Source organism: Helicobacter ailurogastricus (assembly GCF_001282945.1).
Classification (GTDB): Bacteria; Campylobacterota; Campylobacteria; order Campylobacterales; family Helicobacteraceae; genus Helicobacter; species Helicobacter ailurogastricus.
In genome coordinates, this window is sequence record NZ_CDMG01000002.1 from 216,467 (window position 1) to 234,104 (window position 17,638).

Sequence of the window (17,638 nt, forward strand, 5' to 3'; positions counted from 1 at the left end):
AATGACACGTTCAGCCACAGAAGGAAGCGTATGAATCAAACCAAGGATATTTTAACCTCTCTATTGCCCTTATTGGTGCTGTTTTTGATTTTCTATTTTCTCATCATCCGTCCCCAAAGGGTGCAAGCCAAAAAGCATAAGGAAATGATTGAAGGCCTGCAAAAAGGCGATAAAATCGTAACGCAGGGCGGACTCATCTGTGAAGTGGTGAAGCCTGAAAACACCTTTTTTAAAGTCAGACTGAACGACAGCACAGAGGTCAAACTTTCTAAAAGCCATGTCGCCTATAAATTAGATGAAGAAAACACCCAAAGCAAGGAAAGCTAGCCCGTGTCCCGGGTTTTAAACGCACGGCTTTTGGCGTTTATTTTTGCTCTGATCTTTGGCGTGGGTTTTTCTCTGCCTAGCTTTTTGCAAACCAAGGGGCCTAAGATCACGCTAGGGCTAGATTTAAGGGGCGGGCTTAGTTTGCTCCTGGGTGTGGGGGTGCAGGAGGCTTTAAAGACCAAATACGCCTCCATCGCCTCCTCACTCGATTACGCGTTTAAGCAACAAAATATTTTGGTGCAGGATTTGCGCTCCTCCTTGCAGGGTGTGGATTTCACGCTCTTAGACAAGGACGATGAAAAGAGTGTGCATAAAATTTTAGAGGATTTGCGTAAGGATGGGGTGGAGATTTTCACCACAGGCAATAATTACAACTTGCGCCTCTCTTTTAGAAAAGCCGAGGCTTACAAACAACAAACCGTGGTGCAAGTCATCAGCACCATTAAAAACCGCCTCGATCAATTTGGACTAGCCGAGCCCACGGTCTTACAGCAGGGCAAAGATGCGGTTTTAGTGCAATTGCCCGGGATCGACAGCATTGAAGAAGAGCAAAGGGCAAAAGATTTGATCACCAAATCCGCCCACTTGCAAATGATGGCGGTCGATGAAGAAAAGAATGAGTATTTATACAACTTGACGGATGAAGAGATCAAAAAGCTGGGCGACGTGGTCTTGCCCTATGCAGGCAAGGGTGGGGCAGCTTACGGGCGTTTGCTCTTAAAAGCAATTCCCATTTTAGATGGGGAAATGCTTACAGACGCGCAGGTGGTCTATGATAAAGACAACCGTCCTGTGGTGAGTTTCTCTTTAAATTCTCAGGGGGCTAAGATTTTTGGCGACTTCTCTGGGGCAAATGTCGGCAAGCGCATGGCGGTGGTGCTGGATCACAAGGTCTATTCCGCGCCTTACATTAGAGAGCGCATAGGGGGGGGTAGCGGACAAATCAGCGGGGATTTCACGGTCGCGCAGGCCAGCGATTTAGCCATTGCGCTAAGAAGCGGGGTTTTAAGCGCTCCGCTTGTGGTCTTAGAAAAACGCATCATCGGGCCTAGTTTGGGGGCCGATAGCATTAAAACCTCCATCGTGGCTTTGATCGGGGGCTTTATTTTAGTGATGGTCTTTATGATCGCCTACTACGCTCTCGCCGGGGTGATCGCCAGTGTGGCTTTGGTGGTGAATTTATTTTTAATCATCGCCGTGATGGCGATCTTTGGGGCAACCTTGACCTTGCCGGGCATGGCAGGCATTGTGCTCACCGTGGGAATGGCGGTGGATGCAAACATCATCATCAATGAGCGCATTAGAGAGGGCTTAAGGGCCAATGAGAGCATCGCGCAGGCCCTGTATTTGGGCTATGCCAACGCCTCGAGGGCGATCTTTGATTCGAATTTAACTTCTTTGATCGCCTCTTTATTGCTCTACGCCTATGGCACGGGCTCGATCAAGGGCTTTGCGCTCACCACAGGCATTGGCATTTTAGCCTCGATCTTAACCGCCATTGTCGGCACGCAAGGCTTTTACCAAGCCATTTTGCCCAAACTCGCGCGCAAAAAGAATTTGGCGTTGTGGTTTGGCGTGGCTAACCAAGTTTCTAAAAGGGGGGCTTAGTGGAGCTGTTTAAGCGGGTTAAAATTTTAAATTTTATGGAGTACTCCAAGTGGGGGCTTGGGGTTTCCTCATTGCTCATCCTTGCTTGTTTGGGTTTGATTTTTTTTAAGGGCTTTAATTTGGGCGTAGATTTTGCGGGCGGGAGCGTGGCCCAGGTGCGTTTCACCCAAAAAGCCCCCATCGCCAAAATCCGACAAGCTTTCACTGAGGCCCAATTTAGCGGCGTGCAGGTGAGCGCCTTTGGCTCAGAAAAAGAAGTGGTGATTAAAATCCCTGTGGGTAAAGCGCATAAGGATTTAAGCACGGAGATCGACACCATTTTAAAGCCTCTAGGCAAATTTGAAATCCGTAAGCTTGACAGCGTGGGGCCCAAAGTGGGCGATGAGCTCAAACAAAAGGGCATTTTGTCCCTCGTTTTGGCTATCCTTGCGATGATGCTGTATGTGAGTCTGCGCTATGAGTGGCGTTTTGCGCTGGCTAGTGTAATCGCGCTCTTGCACGACAGCCTCATCACCGCCACAAGTGTAATTGTCTTTAACATTGATTTAAACCTAGAGGTCATCGCCGCTATTTTAACCCTGATTGGCTACTCCATCAACGACACGATCATCATCTTTGATCGCATCCGCGAGGGGATGCTCACCAAGCGCACGAACGATTTAAATTTTGTCATCAACGAAGCGATCTCAAGCACGCTTACAAGGACTTTACTCACCTCTTTGACCGTGTTTTTCGTGCTCTTGGTGCTCTACATCTTTGGGTCTAAAATCTTGGTGGGCTTTTCTTTGCCCATGTTGATTGGTACCATTGTGGGGACTTATAGCTCGATTTTCATCGCCCCAAGGGTGGCGATTTTGCTAGGCTTTGATTTAGAGCGCTACCACGAAAACGAGTTAAAAAAGGCCAAAAAGAAACAAGAAAAGGAACGCTTGCGCCGTCTGTATGAGCATGGGCGGGTTTAGCCACAAAGGAGAGATATGGACTGGGGTCGGGTTGTTTTCACAATCTTTAGTTTGGTGAGTACCACCTCCATTGCGGGGTTTTTGTATGAGCCTAATGTGGTGATTCTCTTTGTAGCGATGGCCTTAAACCTCATTGTAACCACGCTCAAGATCGGGGTGCAAAAACAATTCGCCTCTGAGCTGATGGGTGGTTCTCTAGTGGCCCTCTTGCACCTCATGCCCGCCTTTGTCTTTTTGCAAATCCTCAATAATTTGATCTTTGCTTATACCCTAATGATCGGGGCATTGATCAGCAATGTCTTTTGTTTGGTGCTTTTGGTGATCGACAGCATTAAAAATACAGATGTGGAATACTGATGCAAACTTATAACCCTAAAGAAATCGAAACAAAATGGCAACAAGTTTGGGCGCAAACGAACGCCTTTGAGCCAAGCCAAGACTTTAGCAAACCCAAGAAATACATTTTAAGCATGCTGCCCTACCCTAGCGGAGAGGTGCATATGGGGCATGTGAGAAACTACGCTATCGGCGATGCTTTGGCGCGCTATGCCCGCCAAATGGGCTTTAATGTGCTCCACCCGATGGGCTTTGACGCTTTTGGCATGCCCGCAGAAAACGCCGCCATCAAGCACGGGGTGCATCCTAAAAAATGGACTTATGAAAACATGGCAAAAATGCGCCAAGAGTTTGAAGCTTTAGGCTTTTCTTTTTGCCAAGAGCGCGAATTTGCCACCTGTGCGCCCGATTACACCAAGATCGAACAGCAATTTTTTATCGAAATGTATCAAAAAGGTTTGGTGTATCAAAAAAAGGCGTGGTTAAACTGGTGCCCCCACGATAAAACCATTTTAGCCAATGAGCAGGTGATCGATGGGCGATGCTGGCGCTGTGATTGTTTGGTGGAGCAAAAGGAAATGCCCCAATATTACTTAAAAATCACCGCCTATGTGGAAGAGCTTTTAGCGGGGCTAAAAGCTCTAGAGGGGCACTGGCCTAATCAAGTCTTGCGCATGCAAGAAAATTGGATGGGTAAATCTAGCGGGATGGCTTTTAGTTTTAGCCTCGATGAGAAAAGCCAAGAGTTGTTAGGACACTCTCAAGGCCTAGAGGTTTTCACTACCCGCATAGACACCCTTTATGGCGTTACCTTCATTGCTCTAGCCCCCGGCCACCCCTTTGTGCAAACCTTGCTAGACAAGGGCGTTTTAGACCCCATGGCCACTAAGGAAATCATCGCCATCCAAAACACCAACATGCGCACGAGGGCGTTAGAAAAGAGGGGGGTGGCCCTGCCCTTAAAGGCCATCCACCCGCTCACAAAAGAGCCCATCCCCGTGTTCGTGGCTAATTTTGTGCTAGAAAATTATGGGAGCGGGGCTTTAATGGGCGTGCCCGGTTGCGACCCTAGGGATTACGAGTTTGCTACACTCTTAAACATCCGCGTTGTGCCCTTGATTGTGGGGCAAGAAGTGCCTTGCAACGATGAGGGGATTTTACAAAACAGCCACGATTACAATGGCCTAAGCACCACAGAGGCTAAAGAACAATTAAGCACGCTTTTTGAAGAGCAGGGCTTGGGGCAAAAGGTCATTAACTACCGCTTGCAAGATTGGGGCATTTCAAGGCAGCGCTACTGGGGGGCACTCATCCCTATGGTGCATTGTACTAATTGTGGGCTGGTGTGTGAGAAGTTAGAAAACCTGCCTATTTTGTTGCCTGAAAATGTGGTGATCGATGGCGAGGGCAACCCCTTAGACAAGCACCCTAACTTTAGAGATTGCACCTGTCCGCAATGTGGGGGCAAGGCGCAAAGAGAAACCGACACGATGGACACCTTTTTCCAATCAAGCTGGTATTTCTTGCGCTACACCACGCCCAAAAATTTATGGGACAAACAAGCCTTTGAGCCTAAGGAGCTTGCCTATTGGATGGCTGTGGATACCTATATTGGTGGGATTGAGCACGCCATTTTGCACCTGCTCTACGCGCGCTTTTTCACACGCGCACTTAGGGATTTGGGCTATGTCAAGCTAGACGAGCCCTTTTTAACTCTAATCACGCAGGGCATGGTGCTTAAAGACGGGGCAAAAATGAGCAAGTCTAAGGGCAATGTCGTGACTCCTAGAGAGATTTTAAACAAGCACGGGGCGGACATTGCAAGGCTCTACATCCACTTTGTCGCTCCCCCGCACAAAGAGCTGGATTGGAACGACCAAGCCCTAGAGGGAGCGGCGCGCTTTTTACGCCGTTTTTATGAAAAATCCTTTTTAGCACGGCCTTGCGACGATGCGCCAAAAATGGAGTTAAGCAGCTTAAGTGCAGAGGACAAGCAAGCCCGCCAAAAGGTGCATACCGCTTTGCAAAAATGCCACGACATTTTTAATCAGGCCGTGCCTAATTATCCCTTTAACACCCTCATCGCCGCGTGCATGGAGGCTCTAAACGCCCTAGAGAAAAGCACAAACAAAGAGGTTTGGACGGAGGGCTATTACATCTTAACCCACGCCCTAGAGCCCATCATCCCCCATGTGTGCTTTGAAATTGCGCAAAGGCTTTTTAACCTAAGCAACTTCAGGCCCCTAAAAGTGGATAGCAAAGCCCTAGAGCAAGATCACATCAACATCGCCATCACCATCAATGGCAAAAAACGCGGGCTAGTGAGCGTGCTTAAAGATACCCCTAAAGAGGAATTGCTAGAGGCCGCCCGTCAAGAGGTGGAAAAGTGGCTAGAGGGGCAAAAAGTGCTTAAAGAAGTGGTCGTACCAGCCAAGTTGGTGAATTTTGTGATTGCTTGATGTGGCGGGCGTGGTTTTTAGTTTTACTGCTTGGTGGTTGTGGGTATCAGCCCATCGCCAACTTTGCAGATAAAGTCTTGGGTAAGGGGGTGTTTGTGCGCCTCGTGGTGAATTTGCCCAATCCCAAAAACTCCGTAGCGTTTAAGGACTTATTAAACCGCGTGGTGGTCCAGCGTTTCCAAAACACGCTCACCACAGAGAAACAAGCCGACTCCATCATCACCATTGAAATGAAGAGAGTGATCGACACTTCCATTAGCCAAAACCAAGAGGGTTTTACAACCTTTTACCGCGTAACGGTGTATGTTACCTACACCTATGACAATAAAATGGGTGTCACCAAGACTTTTGAGGACAATGGCTACTTCAATTACGCTGTGTCTTTGCAAGACCCGCTCATCACCTACAACAACCGCGTGTATGCCATAGGCCAAGCGCTGGATCAGACCCTCACGCAATTTGTGTCCCAAATCGCCTATGAGGGCAAGGTGAATAAATGAATTTAAGCACATTTTTAGAGACAAAGGGCGTTGAGTACGCCCCCTTTGAGCCTGAGCGTTTTAAAAAAGCCTATCGGGATTTTTGTCGCCATTTTGCCGACACCACACCCAAAATCCAAATTATCGGCACCAATGGCAAGGGCAGCACGGGGCGTTTTTTAGCCCAAAGCTTGGAGGCGAGCGGGTTTAAGGTTTTACACTTTAGCTCCCCGCATTTATTAGATTTTGCCGAGCGCTTTTACACACAAGGACAAAATGTCTCTTACAACAAATTAGAGCAAGCGCACACCTACCTACAAAGCTTGCCTTTAGAACCCAATTTAAGTTATTTTGAGTACGCCACGCTCTTAGCGGTGGTGTTGGCTCAGGGTTGCGATTATATGATCGCCGAGGCGGGGCTGGGCGGAGAGTTTGACAGCACCACGAGCTTAAACAACCGCTGTGCGCTTGTTTTCACGCCCATTAGCGTGGATCACACCGACCGCTTAGGCGCAAATTTATTAGAAATTGCCACGACTAAATTAAAAGCAGGGCTCAACTTAGAACCCCACACACCCATCATTTTTGCCAAACAAGAGTTAGAAGTGCAAGAGCTTGCCAAAAAACTTTTGCCTAAACAAAATCTCATTTTCATTGAGAAGTCAAGCCAAGAGGCCCTAAGCGAGGGGCAAAAATGGGGCTACCCGCCCTTTTTGGTGCAAAATTTACAAACCGCTTTAAGCACCCTACACGCTTTAAATCTTGAGCCTAAAACCCTCAAACGCTTAAATTTAAGGGGGCGTTTTGAGACTTTTGCGCCCAATGTTTTGCTCGATGTGGCGCACAATGTGGGGGGGGCAAAAGCTTTAGCCAGTGCTCTAAAAGGGCAACAACTAGACTTGATTTACAACAGCTACGCTAGAAAAGACGCGCGCGGAGTTTTAGAGGAGTTAAAGCCCTGCGTGCGCTGTGTGTGGGTGTTGCCCATGCAAGACCCCCAAATTGTGCCCCAAGAAATTTTACAAAGCATTTTAGAACAGTTAAAGTTGCCTTTTGCCCCCTTTAAGGGCCAGCTAGAGCCCACAAAATCCTATTTAGTGGCCGGCTCTTTTAGTGTGGTGCGCAACTTTTTACTAGGGGGGGCTTTTGGCAGATAAATTCATGCTCACCATCATCGATGAAAACGGCTCAAAGCAATGGCGCGTACCTAAGAATGCCAAAAGGCACGCCTTAGTGGCGGGGTCTGTGGTACTTACGGGGCTTGTGGTGGGGGGCTTTGTGTTGAGTTATTTGATCCACCGGGTGAGTCGGCTCACTTTGGATAAAAACATCATCCAAGCCAATTACCAAAATCTCTACAATAAGAACAGCACGCTGGCCCAAGAGATCACCCAAAAAACCCAAGAAATTGCCCTTGTAACCCGTAAAATTAAGGACTTAGAGGGCATTTTAAAAGTAGAAAAAACCCAAGTCGATAAGACCTATGACAATGTGGATTTAAACGCTTTATCCAAGGCGAACAAAACCCTAGCTCTAGCTTTAATCCCCAATGGCGAGCCGGTGCAAAGTTACAGCGCTAAAGTGAAAGCCAACACTTTGCATAAAAAATCTTTGGGGCCTTACAATGCCTATAACTTCAGCGTGCAAAAGGACACCCCCGTTTATGCGACAGCTAGCGGGGTAGTGGATCTTTTATTGCAACGCAACCTAAAAGACTATGGCAAATTGATCCGTCTAGAACACGCCTTTGGGTTTAGCTCCATTTATGCCCGTTTAAGCAACATTGTCATCAAACCCCACGCCTTTGTGCAAAAGGGAGAGCTCTTGGGCTATAGCAGTGCGAGTTTGCACTATGAAATCCGCTTTTTGGGGAGAATCGTGGATATGCCCTTGTATATGGGCTGGAATTTGGCGCACTTTGACGCGGTCTTTGCAGACGATCAAGTCAATTGGAAAAACCTTTTTTACAGCATTGAGGACATGGTGCAGGTGCAGGGCTATCAAAAAGCCCAAAGCAAGGCCCTAGGAGAATCCAGTGTGGATCAATAAGCGGCTGATCCTGATCTTCACCTACAATGATGGCAGTAAAACCCTAAACATCCCCATCATTTACAAGCAGCTTGCCTATTATTTGCTGCTATTTGTGTTGGGGGTGTTGCTCTTTTTAGCCATCGCGCTTTACACCTTAGAGGGTGAAATCCATGCCACAAAAATCCAGACCACAAGTCTAAATCGCGAATACCAAAAGACTACCAAAGCCCACGCCCAACTAAGCCAACAATTGCAGGGCTATTTAGAAGAAATCATGCTCGCTGGCGATCGCATCAACGATTTAGAGGACTTTGTGGGCGTGGATAATAGCCAAGAAAACGAGGATGCCCCCCTAGCCCAACGCCTAGATGTGGCCAGCATCACAGGGGCGCAAAAAACCTTCATCATGCGCTTTATCCCCAATGACAACCCCTTAGAATCCTTTAAAAGGGTGTCAAGCACCTTCCAAAAACGCTTCCACCCCATTTTGCACCGCATGGCCAACCACACAGGCGTGGATTTAAGCACGCCCATCAACACCCCCGTTTATGCTACTGCCAATGGGGTGGTGGGTTTTACGGGGCGGGGGTGGAATGGGGGGTATGGAAGGCTTGTTAAGCTTTACCACCCTTTTGGTTTTAAGACCTACTACGCCCACTTAAAAAAAATCGTGGTGAAAAATGGGGAGTTTGTCAAAAAAGGCCAACTCATCGCTTACAGCGGGAGCTCTGGGATGAGCACAGGTCCACACTTGCACTATGAAGTGCGCTTCATGGACAAACCCATCAATCCCATGTTTTTCATTGAGTGGAACATGAAAGACTTCGATTTTATCTTTACACAAGAAAGGAACATTGCATGGCAATCTTTGCTAACGATCATAAACAACCTACTAACGGGTCAGCCACCATCATCGCCCAAGGCACAAAGTTTAAAGGCGAAATAAATCTCGATTGCCATTTACACATCGATGGCGAATTTGAGGGCACGATCCGCTCTAAAAGCACGGTGGTGATTGGCAAAAATGGCGTGGTGATGGGCGATATTTTTGCGGTCAAGCTCGTGGTGAGCGGCAAATTCAATGGCAACACAGAGGTCGATACCATCGAGATCATGCCTTTGGGGTATGTAGATGGCAAAATTGTGAGCTCTGAATTGGTGATTGAGCGCAAGGGAATTTTAACTGGTGAAAGCCACCCTAGAAGCGATGTGATCAAAAGCCTAGAAGAGAGCAAAGCCGCCAAGCCTTCATGATCCAAGCCAGCCTTTATAGTGCTTTGGGCGGCTTTAAATCCACAATTTTAGCCACCAAAGACAGCCAAGAAGCCCTAGAAGCTTTGCAAGTGTGGCGCTTTTTTAGCCCACACACCCCCGTCTTTGTCTTGCCGGAGCTACGTGCCCACTACCTAGACGACATGCGCGCCTTTAGCACCGAGCTTAAAGAGCTGTTAAGCACTTTGGGGCGTTTTTACACTTCTTTAAAGGGCGATCCCAACACCAAGCTTTTAGCGCCCCTAAGCGCGCTTTTAAATCCCCTGCCTAGCCCCCAACTCTTGCAAAGCTTTAGCATCGCTTGTTTAGAAAGTTACTCTCTAGCAGACTTGCAAGAGAAATTAAGGCTTTATGGCTATGATTTTGTAGATCTCATCGAGCTGCCCGGGGAGGCCAGCTTTCGAGGCGACATTGTGGATATTTTTATCCCAGGGCAGAGCAAGCCTCACCGCCTCAGCTTTTTAGGCCAAGATTGCGAGGACATCCGCACCTTTGACCCACACACGCAACTTAGCGACCCCTCTTTAATCGAGCAAATAGAGATCATCCCTGCCCTCTTTAGCTTAGATAAAGCCACACACGACATTTTGCAAGGGCGCATAGAGAAATTAAACGCCTCCGTTTTTCTGCCCGATTTGGCCTCTTTGGGCTTTTGGGTGTTGGAGGATTTGGGGCGCGATTTTTTAAAACACTACGGCGTGGTTTTAAGCGCAGGGGCACACGAGCAGGCTCAAGAGTGGTTAAGTTTAGAGCCTAGCCCTAGCTTAAAGCAGGCCTTAAGCCTAGCCACTTTACCCACACCTGCCCACTGCCAAGATGTCCAAAAACCGGCAAATTTGCAAGACTTCTTAGAGCTAAACGCTGCCAAAAAAACCACGCTCATTGCCAAAAATGCGGATTTTTTGCCCCTTTTAAATGCCCCCTTTACAAGCGCCATTTCTGATTGCGTGTTGCACTTTAGCACCCCCACACAGCTTTTTTTATCTCTACACAGCTACGACCCTCCCAAGAGCCATCAGAGCTCTAAACTCATGCTAAACGAGCTCTCTTGCGGGGATTTTGTGGTGCATGAGAACTATGGCATCGGGCTTTTTAAAGGGCTAGTGCAACAAAGCGTGCTAGGCAGCGTGCGCGATTTTATCGCCATAGAATACCAAAACACGGATCGCCTCCTCTTGCCTGTGGAGAATCTACACTTGATTGAGCGCTACATCGCCAACCAAGACATGCCCCTTTTAGACAAGCTAGGCAAGGGCAGCTTTGCTAAAATCAAGGACAAGGTGCGGGCAAAGATTTTAGAAATGTCGGCGCAAATCATCGCCCTAGCCGCTAAACGCAGTTTGCTAAAAAGCCCTCTTATGCCCCTCGATGCGCAAAAAATGCAAGCCTTTAAGGAAGCCTGTGGGTTTGCTCTCACAAGCGATCAAGAGCAAAGCATTGCTGCCATTTTACAAGATTTTACCAGCGATCAGGTGATGGATCGGCTCTTAAACGGGGATGTGGGCTTTGGCAAAACAGAAGTGGCGATGCACGCCATTTATGCGATTTTTTTAAGCGGCAAGCAAAGCGCGCTCTTTGTGCCCACCACGCTGTTATGCACCCAACACTTTGCCACCTTAAAGCGGCGTTTAGAGCCCTTTGGGCTTAAAGTGGCCAGACTCGATCGCTTTAGCAAGGACAAAAAGGCCATTTTAGAGGGGTTGCAAAAGGGTTTAATCAGCGTGGTCGTGGGGACACACGCCTTGTTGGAAGCCAGTTTTAAAGAGCTTGGGCTAGTTGTGGTCGATGAAGAACATAAATTCGGAGTCAAGCAAAAGGAAGCCATTAAGGCCTTGAGCACGCAGGTACATTGTTTGAGCATGTCGGCCACACCCATTCCTAGAACCCTTAGCATGGCCTTGTCTAAACTCAAAGGGGTGAGCACCCTAAGCACCCCACCTAGCATCAGACGGCCCAGCCGCACCTTTGTTAAAGAAAAGACAGACGCGCTTTTAAAAGAGGTGATTTTAAGGGAATTGCGCCGTAGGGGGCAGGTGTTTTACATCCACAACCACATTGAGAGCATCCCAAGAGTGCAAGCCGCCCTTTTAACTCTCTTGCCTCACTTGAGGGTGCAAATTTTACACTCTAAAGTCCCCGCCCTACAAGCCGAACAAGCTTTGCTAGATTTTGCTAGGGGGGATTATGATGTGCTTTTATGCACTTCGATCGTGGAGTCGGGGCTGCACCTACCCAATGCCAACACCATCATCATCGACAACGCCGACAACTTCGGGTTGGCCGATTTGCACCAACTAAGGGGGCGGGTGGGGCGCGGACACAAAGAGGGCTTTTGCTATTTTCTTGTGCCAGACACAAAGAGCTTAAGCGTTGAGGCTAAAAAAAGATTGTGCGCCTTAGAAAAGAACGCGTATTTGGGTAGCGGGGCGAGCATTGCGATGCACGATCTGCAAATTAGAGGCGGGGGCAATTTCTTAGGAGCCGATCAGAGCGGACACATTAAAAGCATCGGCTATGGGCTTTACACCAAAATGCTAGAAGAAGCCATTTGCGGGCGTACGCAAGAGGTGGGCGTGGATTTAAATCTAAGCGTGAGTGCCTTTTTAAGCCCTAAGCTCATTGCCAGCGACAGCCTACGCTTGGAGCTTTATAGGAGGCTTAGTTTTTGCCAAGATTTAGCCAGCGTGCAAGAGATCCAAGCCGAAATGAAAGATCGCTTTGGCACGCTAGATGCCATGAGCACGCAATTTTTACAAATCATTCGGGTAAAAATCCTAGCCAACCGCTTAAATATCAGCAAAATCTCGCAATACGGGCAGAACATCACGCTGTTTATGCAAGGCGATCAAAATGTTTTGTTAAAAGCCCCCAGTAAGGACGATGAAAACATTTTACAGACTTTACTTAGCCACTTGCAACAACAGGCTGGGCTAGCCACGACTCCACAGCCTTAAGCACGCTTGCGGGCTGCAACCGCTCCATGCAGGCGTGGTTTTCGTGTTTGAGCGGGCAGGTGCGTTGTTTGCAAGGCGAGCAGGGCATGGCTTTAGAGAGCAGGGCCGCTTTGTCGTACCGCCAAGGCCCCGTTTCTCTAGGGTCTGTGGGCCCAAAAAGGGCGACGATGGGGACATCTAAAGCGGCGGCAATGTGCATGGGCCCGCTGTCGTTGCAAATAAACAAGTCTAAAGCCGCGATCGTGTCTATGAGCTCGGGGATGCTCGTTTTGCCACACAAATTGTGTAAAAGCGGGTTCTCTGGCAGCGGCTCTAGCACTTCTTGCACCACGCTTAAGTCGTCATGGGCTCCCAAGACATACACCCCATAGCCCTTCTCTAATAAGTTTGCGATCACTTCTGTAAAGTAGGCAGGCTTCCACCTTTTAGCACTCCCAAAAGCCGCCCCTGGGCTTACCCCCACTTTTTTAATGCCCGCTAGCTCTAGCGGATTGGCATGGATGAGCAGAGGGGGCAGGGGGGTTTTAGGCACAAGAGGGCTTAGTAGGTGGCAATAACTCTGTACTTGGTGCGCTTGTATCGGATCTAGGGCATGGGTGAACAAAAAAGAACGGCCCATGCGTTTATAGCCAACACGCTTGGGTGTCTTGGTCCAATAGAGCAACAAGGCGGCGTAAAAGTGGTTGTTTAAGGTGATCGCAATGTCACAAGGCCCGATGCGTTTGGCAAGCTTGTAGGTGGCAAGGGCACGCATAGGCGATTTTTTGGTGTTGTCTAGCATGATCGTGCATTTTGGAGTGCGCTCAAAGAGGGCACACACACTAGGCGGCCCCACTAAAATAAAAGACGCGTCTTTAAAATGGTTTTGCAAAATTTGCAAAAAGGGCGTGGCCATTACACTATCACCAAGCCAGTTAGGCAAGCGGACGAGAATTTTCATTTTACAGCCTTCAAAAACGATTTGTTGTAACAATTTATTATAATGTATAATAACATCTAATATAGTAACTAAAAAAGGTACATGCAGTGTTAAAGAGCATTAAAGCCAAAATGACGGCTTACATTCTGATCGCTTCTCTTCTTGTGATCGGTGCGGTGTATTTTTTCTTGCGTGCGGGCTATGAAAGACTCACCACCACCCAAAGCGTGGCCTTGATTCAAGTCATTAACCAAGCCCTCATTGAGATGGTTAAAACAGCGGCCCAGACAGGCGATCCTAACCAGCTTAGACGGGTGATTAGAGACACCCAAGGGATTCAAGGCGCGCATGTCAATTTTGTGCCCTCTAAGGAAGTCATCGCTCTTTTTGGCCTAAACATGAGTTTTACCAACAATCCTGAAATGCGCCAAATCTTTGAATACAAGAGTCATGCCCCCAAGATACACTTCATCAGTGAAAACAATAGACATTTAATTTTATTGCGCCAGCCCTTTGTGGCCGAAAAACTTTGTTTAAATTGCCATGTCAATTCCAAAGTGGGCGATGTGTTGGCGATTTTAAATGTGCGCTTTGATTTAAGCAATATTTACGGCCAAATTTTGAGCCACACTTTAAAAACTTTGGGCTATATTTTGGGCTTGTGTGTACTCATTGGACTCGCGGTGCTGTGGGCCTTTGAAAAGGATTTATTCAAACCCTTAGAGCGGTTAAAGGCGATGGCGGGCATGCTCACCCAATCTAAGCAAGCGGACTTGACGAAGCGCTTGGAGAGTAATAATCTTGATGAGGTGGGAAGCACGGCGCACTTTTTCAATCTTTTCATTGAAAAGCTCCAAAATATCGTCAAGACATCAAGAGATATTTTAAATTCTAACCTCGTCAAAAACCATGCCATCCAAGACACCACACAGACTCTAAAATCCACAGAAACCCATGAGAATTCCATCATCCAAACCATGCGGGGGTTAAGTCAAAATGTGGATGAGAGTGCCAGCCAAGCCATGCAACTCTTACAGCTAGCCACAGATAAAATCAAGCAAGCTGACGACTCCATGCTCACCTTTAGCCAAAACATCAACCAGCACATCCAGCTCTCCTTAAACTCCGCCCAAAGTCAAAGCGCCATCGCTTTGGAGGCGAAGGATTTAACCAACAGCGCGGCCGACATCAAAAGGGTCTTAGGTTTGATTAGAGACATCGCCGAGCAGACAAATTTATTAGCCCTGAATGCGGCCATTGAGGCAGCTAGAGCGGGAGAGCATGGGCGGGGCTTTGCCGTGGTGGCTAGCGAAGTGCGCAAACTTGCTGAAAAGACGCAAAAATCTTTGGCTGAGATTGCAAGCATGGTCAATATGGTGACCCAAAGCATCGAGCATATAGGCTCTAGGATCCAGCAAATGGCGGTCGAGTCTGAGAATTTGTCCGAGCAAACCTCCGGTCTATTGCCCCACATTAAAGCCGTACAGGACAACCTTTCCATCTCTAACCAAACCGCTGCACAAGTCATTTCCAGCAATGAGCAAATTGGGCACAAGATTAAAGAAATGACCACGGCCACGCAAAATTTAGTGGATATATTCACCAAGATCAAAACCCAACGGCTCAATCTAGAGAACAATATCCAAGAAATGTTGAACCACAACGAGCAACTCCATCAAGAGTTTTCAAAGTTTGAAGTGTAATGCTTGCCTATATTTTAGCCCGTCTGCAAACCACGGAGTGGTTTAGCCTGCTAGAGCCCTTGAGTCAGACTTCCGCCTTTAGTGCGCTAAATGCGAAGTACACAGAAAGCCTCAAACAAGCGCAGGCGCAAAACACGCAAATTTTCCCCTCCATGCGCCAAATCTTTAGAGCGTTTGAGGCCACCCCTTTTGAGAAGTTACACACAATCTTATTGGGCCAAGACCCCTACCCGGGGACATTTAGACATAACGACCAAGAAAGGCCCTTTGCCTGCGGCTTGAGTTTTAGCGTCCCACAAGTTGCCCCCCTGCCTAAAAGTTTGCAAAACATCTATAAAGAGTTGCACGCCAGTTTAAACATCCCCATAAGCAGGCACGGCGATTTGAGTGCGTGGGCACATCAGGGGGTGTTGTTGCTCAATGCCATTTTAAGCGTGCCTAAGGGGCAACCAAAAGGGCATGCCCATTTAGGGTGGGAAAGTTTTACAGACGGGGTTTTAAGTGCACTTTCACATCTAGATCGCCCCCTGCTTTTTATCTTCTTGGGCAAAGTGGCGCAAGAAAAGATACAAACTTTAACGCCCAACCCTAAGCACTTGATTTTATGCGCCCCGCACCCAAGCCCCCTAGCGCAAAACCACCCCCCGACTTTCTTAGGAAGTGGAGTTTTTAAAAAGGCACAAGAGTTCTTACAAGCCCAAAATATCCCTATGCAGTGGGTTTTACCCTAGGGTTGCTCTCCATTAATCGAAAACTCCCCATTCCACACTTGCAGACCGGTGGCGATCTTGATCACATCCAACACCAAAATATAATCTGTGTGCTGGCCGCTGGTGCGCTGGACGATGGAGGCATCTAAGAAAAGACTAGGTTTTCTTGTGGCGATCTGTGGGCCTTGCAACGCTCTAGCCCCGCCGATTGTGTGATCTGCGCTTTGGCCATCATCATCGAAGGTTTTTACAGCATCAAATTTGCTCCCTGCGATCTCTTGCAAAGTTTTAAGCAACATTTGCGTGAGCTGGGCAGTGTCTAGGCGTTGTTTGGTATCATTAGCCATTTCCACGACCCCAAAAACCGCCCCTTGCAACTGCTGCACTTTGGGGCTTTTAAGCATAGCGTTTAAAGCCTTCTTAGCGGTGGTGGCAATGCCCGTTGTCAGCTCTTGCTTGGCGTTAGTTGCGGGTGTGGGGGTGCTGTTGCAACCCCCAGCTCCTAAAGCCAAAAACCCAAAGACCAGCGCACTTAAAAGCCTTTTATGCAAAGAAGTGGGCCCTACCATGAAACGGACTTATTGCTCCCCAGTTTGGTGATGGGAAACTCTTGGCTCCACACATCTAACCCGCTTTTGATGCTCGCAAGGCGCAAAATAAAGATGTAATCGATGCGTTGTTTGCTCGAGCTTACGCGTGCGTTGCGCTGGATCACTTTGCCGCTTAAGCTCAAATCGGGGGCTCTTAGTGTGCCTTTTTCCTTCGTGGTTTCTTGATTATATTCATCGTTGTTGCGCAATTTGCGGGCTCTATCAATCATTTTATCTTCACCGCCCCCACTGCCCGCAATGGCCCTTGTTACATAGAATTTGCCCTGTACTTTGTCTTTTAAAGTCTGAATCACCATTTGCGTGAGTTGCTCGGTGTCGAAGTGTTGCATGGTGTCGTTAATGACATCTGAAACGGCAATGACCTGTTTGCCTTGCAAGCCTTGGACATCATGGCTTTGTAGCATAGAGGCCACGGCGGTTTTGGCTGCATCCTCCACATCTTGGTAATCTAGCCCCGCAGTGGCGTATTTTTTATCGTTTAAATCTTTTTGGGAGGCGTAGGTTACATCATTACCACAACCTGCAAGCGCCAGAGCCAAAGCCCCCGCCACGCAAGAAGCCAAAATTTTTTTATTTAACGCCGCTGTTTTCATTTTTTCCTTTCTGTTCTCTTTGTTTGGTTAAAGACTCTTGTTTTGGGTTCGCTTGCTCTTTGGGCGCGCTCGTTTGTTCTAGCGCCTTTGGTATTGCTGTTTCTTTGGGTGTTGTTGGCTTGGGTGTTGCCACGCCTTCTTTAGCCGTCTTTGAAGTGGGCTTGGCTTCTATTGCTTTTGGTGTGGGCGCTTCTGCCTTTGGTGTACCTGCTTCGCTCCCTTGGGCCTTAGTTTCTGCCTTTTCTTTAGGCTCTATTGCTTTAGCAGGGGCTTTAGGCTCTTGTGTTTGTGGCTCTGTGGGTTTTGGCGTAGGGCGAGGGGTGATCTTAGCCTTCTTAGCCTCCTTCGCGTCTGCACGCAATAAAACATAGACCTGAGAGGGACCTACCCATTGAGACTCCAAATGCACCCCCACCAACTCCACTTGCATGGGCCCTTCAGCAGCTTGCTTTTGTTGAATCAACACCCAAGCGGCCATCTTATCCTTGGCTTTTGCACTGGCGACATTGGTGGCAAAATCCACATCTTGATCCACAACGGGGGCACCCGCACAGGCGAAAAGATCGTTTTGCTGAAGGTAGGCTTTAGCGGGGCAGTTTTGCACCCAAGCGGGGCTACCCGCACAACCTAAGAAAGACAACAAAACCCCCCCCAACCAAAGTGGTTTCACCGAT

General features: G+C 48.1%; 17 protein-coding genes. 13 read left to right on the forward strand and 4 right to left on the reverse strand.

The genetic code is table 11. The features are described from left to right. Positions 1-30 precede the first annotated feature (30 nt). Genes yajC through mfd form a run of 11 tightly spaced genes read left to right on the forward strand, consistent with a single transcriptional unit; the run spans position 31 to position 12,428 of the window. Positions 31-327 carry a preprotein translocase subunit YajC gene (gene yajC / locus HAL07_RS01165; RefSeq protein ID WP_053941029.1) on the forward strand — a complete coding sequence of 99 codons (297 nt, stop codon included), beginning with the start codon at positions 31-33 and terminating at the stop codon, positions 325-327. 3 nt (positions 328-330) lie between these two features. Next, positions 331-1,935, forward strand: a complete 1,605-nt coding sequence (secD, locus tag HAL07_RS01170) for a protein translocase subunit SecD (RefSeq protein ID WP_202903460.1) — start codon at positions 331-333, stop codon at positions 1,933-1,935. Further along, on the forward strand, positions 1,935-2,897 hold the full coding sequence (secF, locus tag HAL07_RS01175; protein ID WP_053941028.1) for a protein translocase subunit SecF: 963 nt from the start codon (positions 1,935-1,937) through the stop codon (positions 2,895-2,897). The genes secD and secF overlap by 1 nt, the downstream gene beginning before the upstream one ends. Positions 2,898-2,912: 15 nt before the next feature. After that, positions 2,913-3,254, forward strand: coding sequence for a DUF6394 family protein (locus HAL07_RS01180; protein WP_053941027.1), 342 nt, complete (start codon positions 2,913-2,915; stop codon positions 3,252-3,254). Further along, on the forward strand, positions 3,254-5,692 hold the full coding sequence (gene leuS / locus HAL07_RS01185) for a leucine--tRNA ligase (RefSeq protein WP_053944816.1): 2,439 nt from the start codon (positions 3,254-3,256) through the stop codon (positions 5,690-5,692). The genes HAL07_RS01180 and leuS overlap by 1 nt, the downstream gene beginning before the upstream one ends. Then, positions 5,692-6,192 carry an LPS assembly lipoprotein LptE gene (gene lptE, locus HAL07_RS01190; protein WP_053944817.1) on the forward strand — a complete coding sequence of 167 codons (501 nt, stop codon included), beginning with the start codon at positions 5,692-5,694 and terminating at the stop codon, positions 6,190-6,192. The genes leuS and lptE overlap by 1 nt, the downstream gene beginning before the upstream one ends. Further along, a complete protein-coding gene (locus tag HAL07_RS01195; RefSeq protein ID WP_053944818.1) occupies positions 6,189-7,328 on the forward strand; it encodes a folylpolyglutamate synthase family protein in 1,140 nt (379 codons plus the stop codon). The genes lptE and HAL07_RS01195 overlap by 4 nt, the downstream gene beginning before the upstream one ends. Next, positions 7,318-8,220, forward strand: coding sequence for a M23 family metallopeptidase (locus HAL07_RS01200; protein WP_053941023.1), 903 nt, complete (start codon positions 7,318-7,320; stop codon positions 8,218-8,220). The genes HAL07_RS01195 and HAL07_RS01200 overlap by 11 nt, the downstream gene beginning before the upstream one ends. After that, the gene (locus tag HAL07_RS01205; RefSeq protein WP_053944819.1) at positions 8,207-9,148 is read left to right on the forward strand and encodes a M23 family metallopeptidase; all 942 of its coding nucleotides are present in this window, start codon (positions 8,207-8,209) and stop codon (positions 9,146-9,148) included. Before HAL07_RS01200 ends, HAL07_RS01205 begins: the two co-directional genes overlap by 14 nt. Continuing rightward, complete coding sequence (locus HAL07_RS01210; RefSeq protein WP_053940944.1) at positions 9,061-9,456, forward strand: bactofilin family protein; 396 nt, start codon at positions 9,061-9,063, stop codon at positions 9,454-9,456. Before HAL07_RS01205 ends, HAL07_RS01210 begins: the two co-directional genes overlap by 88 nt. After that, positions 9,453-12,428: a transcription-repair coupling factor gene (gene mfd, locus HAL07_RS01215; protein ID WP_202903461.1), complete on the forward strand. Its 2,976-nt coding sequence runs from the start codon at positions 9,453-9,455 to the stop codon at positions 12,426-12,428. The genes HAL07_RS01210 and mfd overlap by 4 nt, the downstream gene beginning before the upstream one ends. Here mfd and waaF read toward each other — a convergent pair. Further along, positions 12,379-13,368: a lipopolysaccharide heptosyltransferase II gene (gene waaF / locus HAL07_RS01220; RefSeq protein WP_053944820.1), complete on the reverse strand. Its 990-nt coding sequence runs from the start codon at positions 13,366-13,368 to the stop codon at positions 12,379-12,381. The genes mfd and waaF overlap by 50 nt on opposite strands. A gap of 110 nt (positions 13,369-13,478) precedes the next feature. On the opposite strand from waaF, the gene HAL07_RS01225 reads away from it, so the two are divergent. Together HAL07_RS01225 and ung are read left to right on the forward strand one after the other, a co-directional pair. Beyond that, complete coding sequence (locus tag HAL07_RS01225) at positions 13,479-15,050, forward strand: methyl-accepting chemotaxis protein (protein ID WP_231624631.1); 1,572 nt, start codon at positions 13,479-13,481, stop codon at positions 15,048-15,050. Beyond that, positions 15,050-15,781, forward strand: coding sequence for a uracil-DNA glycosylase (gene ung, locus HAL07_RS01230; protein ID WP_053944821.1), 732 nt, complete (start codon positions 15,050-15,052; stop codon positions 15,779-15,781). The genes HAL07_RS01225 and ung overlap by 1 nt, the downstream gene beginning before the upstream one ends. Here ung and HAL07_RS01235 read toward each other — a convergent pair. Genes HAL07_RS01235 through HAL07_RS01245 form a run of 3 tightly spaced genes read right to left on the reverse strand, consistent with a single transcriptional unit; the run spans position 15,778 to position 17,607 of the window. Continuing rightward, positions 15,778-16,329: an LpoB-related protein gene (locus tag HAL07_RS01235; protein WP_053944822.1), complete on the reverse strand. Its 552-nt coding sequence runs from the start codon at positions 16,327-16,329 to the stop codon at positions 15,778-15,780. The genes ung and HAL07_RS01235 overlap by 4 nt on opposite strands. Then, positions 16,323-16,964: a penicillin-binding protein activator LpoB gene (gene lpoB / locus HAL07_RS01240; RefSeq protein WP_053942045.1), complete on the reverse strand. Its 642-nt coding sequence runs from the start codon at positions 16,962-16,964 to the stop codon at positions 16,323-16,325. Before lpoB ends, HAL07_RS01235 begins: the two co-directional genes overlap by 7 nt. Beyond that, positions 16,942-17,607: a hypothetical protein gene (locus tag HAL07_RS01245; RefSeq protein ID WP_156295911.1), complete on the reverse strand. Its 666-nt coding sequence runs from the start codon at positions 17,605-17,607 to the stop codon at positions 16,942-16,944. Before HAL07_RS01245 ends, lpoB begins: the two co-directional genes overlap by 23 nt. Positions 17,608-17,638: the final 31 nt, after the last annotated feature.